Source organism: Mulberry dwarf phytoplasma, from assembly GCF_056504655.1.
Genome location: NZ_CM151418.1, coordinates 13,761 through 25,326, shown reverse-complemented (window position 1 = coordinate 25,326; position 11,566 = coordinate 13,761). Strand labels below are relative to the sequence as shown.

The 11,566-nt window shown below is 28.9% G+C and carries 9 protein-coding genes; 1 reads left to right on the top strand and 8 read right to left on the bottom strand.

Going from position 1 to position 11,566, the window contains the following annotated elements:
• Nucleotides 1-42 precede the first annotated feature (42 nt).
• The 3 genes from JAHGCCOI_RS00115 to yihA form a co-directional block, all read right to left on the bottom strand.
• The gene (locus JAHGCCOI_RS00115) at nt 43-600 is read right to left on the bottom strand and encodes an ECF-type riboflavin transporter substrate-binding protein (protein WP_212508963.1); all 558 of its coding nucleotides are present in this window, start codon (nt 598-600) and stop codon (nt 43-45) included.
• 119 nt (nt 601-719) lie between these two features.
• Nucleotides 720-3,380, bottom strand: coding sequence for a valine--tRNA ligase (locus JAHGCCOI_RS00110; protein ID WP_479492070.1), 2,661 nt, complete (start codon nt 3,378-3,380; stop codon nt 720-722).
• Nucleotides 3,381-3,576: 196 nt separating this feature from the next.
• Nucleotides 3,577-4,167, bottom strand: a complete 591-nt coding sequence (gene yihA / locus JAHGCCOI_RS00105; RefSeq protein ID WP_011160392.1) for a ribosome biogenesis GTP-binding protein YihA/YsxC — start codon at nt 4,165-4,167, stop codon at nt 3,577-3,579.
• A gap of 261 nt (nt 4,168-4,428) precedes the next feature.
• On the opposite strand from yihA, the gene holA reads away from it, so the two are divergent.
• Nucleotides 4,429-5,400: a DNA polymerase III subunit delta gene (gene holA, locus JAHGCCOI_RS00100; RefSeq protein WP_212508965.1), complete on the top strand. Its 972-nt coding sequence runs from the start codon at nt 4,429-4,431 to the stop codon at nt 5,398-5,400.
• A 38-nt stretch (nt 5,401-5,438) separates the two neighbouring features.
• Here the strand turns inward: holA and JAHGCCOI_RS00095 are convergent, their stop codons facing one another.
• The 5 genes from JAHGCCOI_RS00095 to rpsR form a co-directional block, all read right to left on the bottom strand.
• Nucleotides 5,439-5,996 (bottom strand): L-threonylcarbamoyladenylate synthase, encoded by a 558-nt coding sequence (locus tag JAHGCCOI_RS00095; RefSeq protein WP_479492069.1) that lies wholly within the window; start codon nt 5,994-5,996, stop codon nt 5,439-5,441.
• Nucleotides 5,997-6,118: 122 nt separating this feature from the next.
• Entirely contained in the window at nt 6,119-7,174 is a 1,056-nt protein-coding gene (gene prfA, locus JAHGCCOI_RS00090) for a peptide chain release factor 1 (protein ID WP_227807161.1), read from the bottom strand.
• A gap of 69 nt (nt 7,175-7,243) precedes the next feature.
• Nucleotides 7,244-8,587: a replicative DNA helicase gene (gene dnaB / locus JAHGCCOI_RS00085; RefSeq protein WP_479492068.1), complete on the bottom strand. Its 1,344-nt coding sequence runs from the start codon at nt 8,585-8,587 to the stop codon at nt 7,244-7,246.
• A complete protein-coding gene (rplI, locus tag JAHGCCOI_RS00080) occupies nt 8,584-11,157 on the bottom strand; it encodes a 50S ribosomal protein L9 (protein ID WP_479492067.1) in 2,574 nt (857 codons plus the stop codon). Before rplI ends, dnaB begins: the two co-directional genes overlap by 4 nt.
• Nucleotides 11,158-11,227: 70 nt before the next feature.
• The gene (rpsR, locus tag JAHGCCOI_RS00075; RefSeq protein ID WP_212508970.1) at nt 11,228-11,467 is read right to left on the bottom strand and encodes a 30S ribosomal protein S18; all 240 of its coding nucleotides are present in this window, start codon (nt 11,465-11,467) and stop codon (nt 11,228-11,230) included.
• Nucleotides 11,468-11,566: the final 99 nt, after the last annotated feature.

The window sequence follows — 11,566 nt, the reverse complement described above, 5'->3', positions numbered from 1 at the left end:
AGTTATAAAATAAAAAAATTGATTAAGGATGTTTAAAAATATTTAAGAATTATTAATTTTAATTAAAGTAGCTTGTTTAGTGTAATGACAAGAATACATAGACATTAATTTAATTCCTACTACACTATAAGCTAAAATATTAGAAATTACTATCAAAAAACTTTGTAAATAAACTAGTTTAGGTGGTTGTCCGTAAATCAATAAATCACTTTGAGGAGCAAAAAAACCCCAAATTATAAAATTACAAGCAACCTGATAAAGCCAAAAGTAAACAATTTTTTTCTTGGTAAACACTTGATATTTAAGATCAATTATTTTATGCGGCAATCCGTAAATAAATCCAATAAGAGCAGAGCATAAAACCCAATTCCAAGAAACATTTCCAAACAAAATAAAATCTTTAATGGTGTGCCCTATAAGTCCTACATAAAAACCAACCGCAGGACCAAAAGCAACAGCAATGAAAGCTAAAAAAGCGACTGAAGTTTCAATACTTACATTAAATCCCACAGGAATAGAGGCAAAACAACTTAAAACAAAAAATATCGCAGCACTCAGTCCTATAGTAACAGTTTTTTTAATAGAATCATCTTTTGACATTGGTTAGTTCCTTTAATAAATGGTTTGGGTTTGGAAAATATTGGTGGGTTGGGGTTTTGCTTGTAATGTTTTTTAATTTCAAAGCTTAAATTATTCATTTATAGTTTTATTTAAATTTTTTATTTTTTGTTGGGATTTAGCGGATTAGAATTGTTTTTACTTTCTAACAATTTTTGATATTGCTTACAATAACTTTCATATTTCTTTTTTTCAATTTCAATTTTGGCACTTGCGGCTTTTTGCAAGAAAGATGGATTATTTAAAATGGTTTCACTTCTTTTAATTTCTTTAAGAAGGGTATTTTTTTGTTGTAAAAAATTACTTTCAAATTTGGTTTCATTAAGTTCGTTTAGGGTTTTGCGGTCAATATAAAGACTTAAATTTTTTTCAATTAACCAAATAGTTTTTTTTGAATTGGTAACTTTGTTAGTAATTTTAATTTGTAAAGTTTTGAAAAATTTTTCTAAAGCTTGTTGCAAATTTACGAAATCTTGGAGGATAGTTGAAAATTGAGATGCAACTTCTAATTCTAAATTTAATTTACAATTGATATTGGATTCTTGTCTTAAATGACGTGTTTTAATAATTAAGTTTTTAAGATTTTCAAAATCAGCTAAGGCATCTAAATTACAATAAGAAGTTTTTTGCAAAGTGGTTTGAGTAATGTTCGTTTTATTGTCAAAATTTTCATAAAGAGCATCAGTTACAAAAGGAATAAAAGGATGTAAGAGTTGCAAAATATGTTTCATCATATAAACTAAAAATTTTTGACTGTTGTGCAAGTTTGTTAAATTGGAGTTATTCTGATCTAAATCATGTTTGGCAAATTCTAAATGCCAATTAGCAAAATCTTCCCAAACAAAGTGATATAAAATTTTTCCAATTTCTTTTAATTCATATTTTTGATATAAAGTTGTTACTTTTTGAGTTGTTAAATGCAATTGTGTTAAAAGGGCTTTTTGGGTCAAAGTCAAAAGATTGATATCAAAATCAGTGTCTAAGGTGCTGGTATTTAATTTTACAAAACGACTAATATTCCACAATTTATTAATAAAATTCCAAGATGAAGCAACTTTAGTCTCATCATAGAATAAATCAAACCCAGGAGCAGCGTTAGTAGTTAAAAACCATCTAAGAGCATCGGTACCATATTTGGCAACAACTTCCAAAGGATCAACACCATTACCTTTTGATTTAGACATTTTTTGTCCTTTGTTATCTCTTACTAAACCATGTAATAAAACATCTTTAAAAGGGTCTTTGTGGGTTAATAAAATACTTTGAAAAACCATTTTTGATACCCAAAAAGTTAAAATGTCATAGCCTGTTACTAAAACATCAATAGGAAAACGATTTTGAAATAAAGGGGCATTGCAATTAGGCCATCCCAAAGTGCTAAAAGGCCACAAAGCAGAAGAAAACCAAGTATCCAAAACATCACAATCAAGGCTCCATTCTGGACCAGGACTTTCTATTTGAACTTTAATTTCTTGTCCTTTATGCCAAGCAGGAATTTGATGACCCCACCATAATTGACGCGAAATACACCAGTCTTCGATATTTTGGAGCCAATTATTAAAAATATTTTCAAAACGAAGCGGAAAAAAATTGATTTTGTTCGTTTTTAAAGCAATTTGGGCGATGGCTTTGGTTTTTAAAAACCATTGTAAAGAAAGACGCGGTTCGATGATGGCATCCGAAATACTTGAATATCCTACTTTATGAAGGTGATTTTCGGTTTTTGTAAAAAATCCTTTTTGTTTAAGAGTTTGCACTAACTTTTGACGACAAACAAGGCGGTCTAATCCTTGATATTGCAAGGCTAAGTCGTTCATAGTACCATCTTCGTTCATGCATAATAAAGCTTTTAATTGATGTCTTTTATGATGTCTTTTAGCTACTTCAAAATCATTAATATCATGTCCAGGTGTCACTTTTACAACTCCTGTACCAAAATTAATATCTACGTAATTATCACTAATAACAGGAATTTGGATGTTAGTATCAGGAATAAAAACTTTTTTGCCAATAAAAGATTGATATCTAGGATCGTTAGGGTTTACCATTAAAGCTTGATCGGCAAACATGGTTTCGGGGCGAGTGGTTGCAATTTCTAAAAAAGAAGGAACCAAAGAAGCGTCAGACAAATTGGAATTAGTTGGAAAATCAACCAAAAAATATTTAATATAATATAATTTTCCTTCAGTTTCATGGTAATTTACTTCTACATTAGAAAGGGCTGTTTTAGTTTCGGGGTCCCAATTAATAATTTTATAATCTCTGTAAATTAATTTTTTTTGGTATAATTTGACAAAAACTTCTTGAACTGTTTGGCTCAAATCAGGATCAAGGGTAAATTTTTCAAAATTATAATCTAGATGCAGTCCTAAAACTTGCCATTGTTGCCTAATATTTTGGGCATGTTTTTCTTTCCACTGCCACGCATATTTTAAAAAAGTTTCTTTACTTAAAGTTTTGGTCAAAAGCCCTTCTTGTTTTAATTGTTCTTTAACTTTATTTTGAGTGGCAATTCCTGCATGATCCATCCCAGGCAAAAAGAGCACATCAAAGCCTTGCATTTTTTTAAATCTTATAATAATATCTTGAATGGTGTTATTCCAAGCGTGTCCCAAATGCAGTTTTCCTGTTACATTGGGAGGCGGAATTACAACAGTAAAAGTTTTTTTATTGGCGGTTGGATTGGCACAAAAATATTTTTTTTCTAACCATTGTTGGTATCTTTGATGTTCTACTTTTTTAAAATCATATTTAGTTTGCATAAAAGCTAGCTTCTTTCTATTTTCTTTTTTTAGGGTTGAAGTTTTTGGGTTTTAAAAGTTTTTTGGGGGTTATGTTTGGGGTTTTGAAAATGTTTAAATGGATTGGAGGAAATAAAAAAAATTACAATTTTTTTTGCAAAGTGAAAAAGTTGGAAAAACTAAAAATAAAAGAGCCAAAAAATAAGGGACTCCTTTTTTAATCATTGGCATTTGGATCCATTAATTGACTTAAAAACAGTTTTAATTCTTCCAGCCCTTCTTGTTGTTTTGAAGAAATCAAAAAAAAATATTTAATCTGGGGAAAGTGATTAACAAGCATTTTTAATTGTTTGGGCACAAGATTTTTTTTAACTTTATCCTTTTTAACAAATAACAAGACGACCTCAAAACCCGCTTGCAAAAGAGCTTGATGGATTCTATCGTCTTCTTGGGTAGCACCCACTTTAAAATCAATTAGCTGAAAGACTGCTTTGAGATGAGAAGTTTGTTCCAAAAAAGAAATAATCATCGGCAATAACTGCTTTTGAATTTCTTTACTTTTTTTAGCATAACCGTATCCAGGAGTATCGATCAAATAAAAAGATTCGTTAATGTCATAGTAGTTTAGGGTGATGGTTTTGCCAGGCGTTTGAGAAATTTTAGCTAATTTTTTTCTTTGAGTTAAAGCATTGATGAAAGTGCTTTTGCCAACGTTGCTTCTGCCCATTAAAACAATTTCGGGTTGTTTTTTCAAAGGAATATCTTTAAAATGGACAATACTACGCACAAAAGTGGCTTTTTTAATCATTTTGGTTTTTCCTTTTCTTTGTTTTTGTCTATAATTGTTTGCGATTGGTGATTTTGGGAAATTTTTGAAGGTGGTTTACAAATATTATTATAGCAAATTATTATTTTTGTTGCTTTATATTTTGTGATATCGTTTTATAATAATATTTTTTTGATAAAATAACAATAGTGATAATGATAATAATGTTGAATTGATCTTTTGCAAAACATTTAAAAAACAAACAATTAATTAATAATAAAAGGGCAAAATGAGGTTTTTAATTTGGAACAAACAAATAACATACATTTAATTTGGGGAAAACAAAGGTTTTTTCTAGAAAAAAAAATAAAAAAAATAATTAATATTTGCAAACAAAAACAATTAGATGTAGTTTATTATTGTATGCAAAAAGATCTTGTAACAGAGCTGCAAAAAGAACTACAAACCACTTCTTTGATTGAAAGCGCATGGAAAAAAGTAGTTTTGGTGGATCACAGTGAAATTTTATTTCAAAAAAAACCTCAAGAAATGGCTTTTTTAATTTCTTATTTACAAAATCCTTACAACAATTTAGATTTATATTTTTTTGCAGAAAAAACAACTAAAGCATCTGAAGTTCAAAAAATTTGGGAAAAATATTGTCTTTGCAAAACAACAAACACTTTGGAGAAAAAAGATTTTTTTAAATATATCATGGAAGTTTTTCAAAAAGATGGTTTTCAAATTGATACCAAAGCTATCCAAGAATTAGTGAGCAAAACTAACTATAATCTTTATTTATTGCATCAAGAAATAACAAAAATCAAATTATTTCAATCAAATGATAAAAATATAACTTGGCAATTGGTGCAAAAAATCAATGCTTTTAAAGAAAATGACAATATTTTTGGATTAATTAATCTTTTTTTAAAACAAAATTATATTGATGCTTATCAAATGTATCAAACCTTAAAAACGCAAAAAATCAATGCTTTTCACGTTATAAATCAATTAACTCATAAAATTAAAGAATTGTTATTGGTAAAAGAAATGTTGCAACAAAAAAAAAGCCCAGAAGAAGTGCAAAAAGTTTTGCCAGTTTCACAAGGCAAAGTATTTTTTTTAATGAAAGAAGCAAAATTGATTGAAACGCAAAAATTAAATACACTGTTTTTAGATTTAATAGAATTAGAATATCAAATTAAAATGGGTGCTGTAAATAAAGATATCGGTTTGGAAATGTTTTTATTGGGTAAGCAAAAGGTTTTTTTGTAATTTGAAAACTAAGCACATAACTTACAATTTTTTGACAGTCACAAAGGTTTTAAGATTTGTAAAATTTCTTCTTGAGTAATTGTTCCTTGCCTTAAAATAACTGGTTGAAAAGTGGTTAGATCAACAATAGTTGAAGATATTTTTAAAATCGGGTGATAGTTTTGATAAATTAAGGCGATTTTATTGTGATAAATATTAAAAATAGTTTGGTAATCATTTAGTGGAGGATGATTGCTTTGATTAACAGAAGTGGTCTTTAAAGGACCATTTTTTTTTAAAATTTCCAAAGCTAAAGGATGATTGGGGATTCTTACTCCTAAAGTTTTTGCCTTTGTTTTAGAAAAATATTTCAAAGTGGTAGGCAGAATTAAAGTTAAAGGGCCTGGCCAAAAATGCAGAGCTAATTTAAGGCTTTGGGGACTAAATTGGATCAATTTTTTTGCTTGTTGTAAAGATGCACACAAAACAACAATACTTTTATTTAAAGGTCTTTTTTTAATTTGATAAATGCAATTGAGTCCTTTTTTATCATATAATTTAGCGCCCATACCATAAACTGTATCGGTTGGAAAAATAATAATATCTTTTGGTTTCACAATAATTCCTTTATTTATCTTTATTTATCTTTATTTATCTTTATTTATCTTTATTTATCTTAAACTGGTTTTTTTAATTGAATTGTTTTGATTTTGGTTTTTTAAAAGAAATTGCATCAAAACTAACTTTGGGCAAGTTGTTCTTTTTGGGCTTCATGAATCAAAGGTTCAATAACTAAATCGAGTTTACCTTCCATAATAATATCTAATTTTTGTAAAGTAAGTCCAATTCTGTGATCTGTTATACGATTTTGGGGGTAATTGTATGTTCTTATTTTTTCGCTTCTTTCACCAGTTCCTACTAAATTTTTTCTGTGTTTGTTTTCTTCTTCTTGTTTAGCGGTTAACATTTGATTATAAATGCGTGTTTTTAAAAGGGTAAATGCTTTATCTTTGTTTTCGTGCTGGCTTTTTCCTTCTTGACAAGCAACACTAATTCCCGAAGGTATATGAGTAAGTCTAACAGCTGATTTAGTAGTGTTTACTGATTGTCCACCAGGTCCGCTAGAATTAAAAGTGTCGGTGCGAATGTCATGCCAATCAATTTTTAATTCTAATTCTTCTGCTTCGGGAACTACCAAAACAACAGCAGTAGAAGTGTGAATTCGCCCTTGGGCTTCGGTAGCGGGAACACGTTGGACGCGATGCACACCTGATTCATACTTTAAAAAAGAATAAATATTTTGTCCAGAAATTAAAAGTTCTACGGAAGAAAGACCGCCTTTAATGCTGGGATTTAGATTGAGGATTTCGACTTTCCATTTTTTGCTTTCGGCGTATTTAACATAGGTTCGTAATAAATCAGCTGCAAAAAGATTCGCTTCGTTGCCACCAGCTGCACCTTTAATTTCTAAGACAACATTTTTTTTATCAAAAGAATCTTGGGGTAAGAGCAAAATTTTTAATTGATCTAAGGTAGTTTTTTTTTCTGACAAAATAGTATCTTTTTCTTGGTTTGCTAAAAGCAATAATTCTTGATCTTGTTGGGTTTCTAAAATGGTCTGTATTTGAGTAAATTCGGTTTCTAAATTTAAGTATCGGTTAAAAAGTTCTACTGTGGGTTCTAATTTTGATAAATTTTTTAAAATGTCAATTTTTTGGTTTATGTTTTGTTCGTTTAACAAAAGTTTTTGTAAATCTTGATATTTTTGTTTTATTATTTTTAATCTGTCAAGCATATTTACCTCTTTGTTTTTTAAAAAAGAATGGGGGGTTAAAAAAATATTTTAATCAATCAAAATGCTTTTTTATTCATTTATATTAGGTTCGATTTCTGAAAAAAACATATGATCAAAATCAAGTATAAATTCTCTAATACCAATTGATCCTTGACGATTTTTGGCAATAATAACTTGGGTGTGTCCAGAAGAATCGGGTTTTTTGTCCTTTTCATAATAACCTTCTCGGTACAAAAACATTACAATATCGGCGTCTTGTTCAATTGAACCTGAATCTCTGAGGTCAGCCAAAATGGGACGTTTGTCTTCTCTTTTTTCTACATCCCTTGATAATTGTGAAAGGGCAATAACAGGAATTTTTAATTCACGTGCCATTTGTTTTAAACTTTGAGAAATTTCTGCTACTTCTTCTTGACGGTTGTGTTTATTAGTTTTGCGGATAAGTTGCAAATAATCTATCATTACAATATCAAGTTTGTTTTGACTTTTAAGTTTGCGACATTTAGCTTTAATATCTAAAATATTTACTGTAGCTGAATCATCAAAATAAATATTTAGATCATCCATTTTTTCTATTGATATTTCTAACAAAAATTTTTCTTCTCTGTTTGTGTTACCCAATTGAATTTTTTTGTGCTGTATTTTTGATTGAGTGCTTAACATGCGCATAGCTAATTGTTCGTTTGACATTTCTAAACTAAAAATAGCAATATGAGGGGATTGATAATTGTGTTTGGGATTTGCAATTCTGAGAGCTAAATTAAGCATAAAAGTACTTTTTCCCATGGAAGGACGAGCAGCTAAAATAATAAATTCTTCGGGCTTAAATCCTAAAGTAATATTGTTGAGATTATCATATCCAGTGGAAAGACCTACTAAATCTTTATGGCGTTTGGCAAGAATATTTTTTTCTTTAGTGTCTTTTAACAAAATTTTTAATTTTAATAATTCACTGGTTTTTTTGTTTTTAGTTAAATTAAAGATTTTTTCTTCTGAAAAATCCAAATATTCTTGGACATCAATGTTTTCGTATCCTTTTTGTGCTAATGAAGTGACAGTTTCGATAATTTCTCTTTTTAAAGCAGTTTCCTTAATTAAATCAATATAGGTTTCTATATGTTGAGTAGAAGGCATCAAATCAGATAATTCATTTAAATAATCGATATTTCCTATTTGTTGTAATAATTTTTCATTGTCTAAAATAGCACTTACTGAAGAATAATCAATTTGTTTGTTAGTTTCATGCAAAGTTTTCATTGCTCTAAAAATATGTTGGTGATGAGAGTTGTAAAAGTCAGTTTCTGCAATCATATCTAAGGTAAAAGCTATTTTTTCAGGGTTTAAAAGTAAAACTCCTAACAAAGCACGTTCTGCTTCAGGACTTGAAGGAGTATTTTTAGAATAATTGGTCATTTGCTTTTTCTTTCAGTCACATTAAGGAAAAAAGTAGCCTTAATTTGATCAGTTAGAAAAACATCAACAGGATAAATACCAATAGCAATGATTTCGCCTTCTAAAGATATTTTTTTGCGGTCAAGAGTAATATTATGAACTTTTAAAAATTCTTCAGCAATTTGTTTGAGAGTAATTTTTCCATAAATTTTTCCTTTAGGTCCTAATTGAATATCTAGAGTAATTTTTTTGTCATCAATTTCTTGTTTTAATTTATGCATTAAAAGTTCGTGATTACGTTTTTGTTCTTGTTCTAACATTTGGGATTGTTTAATTGCAGCTAAATTGGTTTTGTCTGCTAAAAGAGCTTTTTTATTTTGAATTAAAAAATTGCCATAACCATTATTAACTTTAATAATTTCGTGTTTTTTTCCTTTATTAGGAATGTCAGTTAACAAAATAATTTCCATATTCTTTTCACCTTTTTCATATTCTAATTTTAAAAAATGTTTTAAAGTGTCTGTAACTGTTTTGATATTAGTTCCTTCTAATTGAGTAGCAGCGCTATTGAGATGTCCTCCACCTTCCATTTGTTCCATGATAGTTTGAACGTTAATTTCATTGTAAGAACGAGCACTAATTGCTATTTTATTATCTGCTATTTGAGCTATCATAAAGGCAGCATCAACGTTGCGAATGTTTAGAACACTTTCTGCCACTTGAGCTAAAAAAGAACGATTTTCATAAATTTCAGAACTTTGAATAATAGCAAATCTATCCATAAAAATTTCCATTTCAGAAATCAGTTTATTAATTTCTAAAACTTTATCAAAGTCTTTACGTAACCAACTTTTAACCTCAATTGCATCAGCGCCTAAATCTTTTAATTTGGAAGCTACTTCAAAAGTTCTAGAACTTGTACGATAAATAAAAGCGTTAGTATCAATCAAAATACCTGCATACATAATGCTTGCTTCAAAAGCAGTAATGTGGACTTCTTTTTCCAAAAATCCCATAATTTCAACAAGCAATTCAACAGTTGAAGAAGCAGATGATTCGACGTAAGAAAAAATAGAAGGAATAATTTCTTCGGTAGCGCGGTGGTGATCAACAACTACAATATTGGACGTTAGTGACAAAAGTTCGGGACTATTTACCATATCTTTAGTTTGAGTATCCAAAACTGCAATTAAGGAATTGTCTTTAATCATTTTGGAGGCTTGTTGGGTTGTAATAATATTTAGAGATGTTTTTGCCTCAGTTTTAATTAATTGATGATAAACAGGAATGAGGCTTTTGTCTAATTTTTCTTCATCAAGGATAATATAATTGTTGCTTTCAGGATGGATAGTGGTTGCAATTTTGTAAAAAGCAATGACAGAACCCAAAGCATCAAGGTCGGTGTGAGTGTGTCCCATGATAAAACAATGGGGGTGTTTTTTCAAAATATCGACCAAATTTTGGGCATTAATACGAGCATGAACTTTGGATTGTTTACTTAAAGAAGCAATTTTGGCACCAAAATATTTAATTTTTTCATTTTCAATATTAACAACTACTTGATCGCCACCCCTTTTTTGGGCTAATTCAATTGCATTTTGACTGTAGGTAGCCAGTTTTTCATATGACAAATTCCAACAAGCAATTCCCATAGAAAGAGTGACTTTTAATTGATATTTGTAAGAAATGTTGCGGATGGTATCCAAAATACTAAATTTATTTTCTAACATTTTATCTAAGTTTTGGCGGTTAAGAAGAAGTAAAAAACGGTCGTCTATCAATTGTTTTAAATAACCTTCATAAGGTTCAATGTAATCAGATAAAGCACTTAAATATTCACCTTGTATTTGTGATTGTTCTGAAAGATCATAACGAATTAAGGATTCTGCTAAATTATCAAAAGCAATCATGGCAAGAGATAAGGTTTTTTGTAAAAATAAATGTTTGATTTGTTCTTTTTCGGTAGCATCAAACAAGTAAAAAACACTTAAATCTTTTTTATAAAAACATTCAAATTTTTGGTTTTCCAAAGTGATAATAGTTTTGGGGATTGCATCAGAAGTGCTTATTAGTTGTGCCATATTTTCATTAATTTGAGCTAAGGGCGAATTGATTTCAGGATTTTTCAAAATAAAACTGGCGTAAGGATTGAGCCACTGAATTTCTTGACTAGAAATATCAATTAAAACAATACCAATAGGAAGTTCGTTAAGTACTTCTTCTCCAATTTGACTTACGTGAAAAGATAATTTAGACCATAAAGAAAGTTTGTTTTTTAATCTTTTAATTTGGGCGTTTTTTTTAATGTGAAGCAAAAAACTGATAACAAAGGATGCTAAAATGATTTTTCCAAAAAAGTTAAAAATGAAAAAAATGATTTTACGACGCATACCACTCATTTCGCTGGAAGTATTTTGGCTTGGGTTTTGATTGTTGGTTAATTGATTAATTGTTTCGATAATTTCTTGGATATTTTGGAAATCCAAACAAAAAAGAATTAAAATCAAAACAACAATTACACAAGCAATTACAATAAATTTTGTGTTATGTTTATTTTTAGAAAACATAATTTTTTTTGCCCTCATTTGCATTTAAATAATTAGATAAATTTGGTTTTTAATATTTGCAATTAATAAAAAAAACAGGATGCAACACCTGTTTTTATTGTTGGATAAAAGGAATTAAAGCCATATGGCGAGCTCTTTTAATAGCAATTGCCAATTGACGTTGCCATTTAGCAGAAGTATTTGTTACTCTTTTAGAAAGAATTCTTCCACGGTCAGTAATAAATCTTTGTAAAAGCTCTATGTCTTTAAAATCAATTTTAGTTACTTTGTTTTCAGTAAAAAAACAAACTTTGCGACGTTTTTTAAAAGTATTTTTTTTATTGTTGAATTTCATTTGTAGCTCCTTTTGAAATTGAAAATATTTATTGTTGTTTGGTTTGGTTCGCTTGTATTTAATGTTTTTGTTTTAAGATTTGATTGTTATATTTGTTTA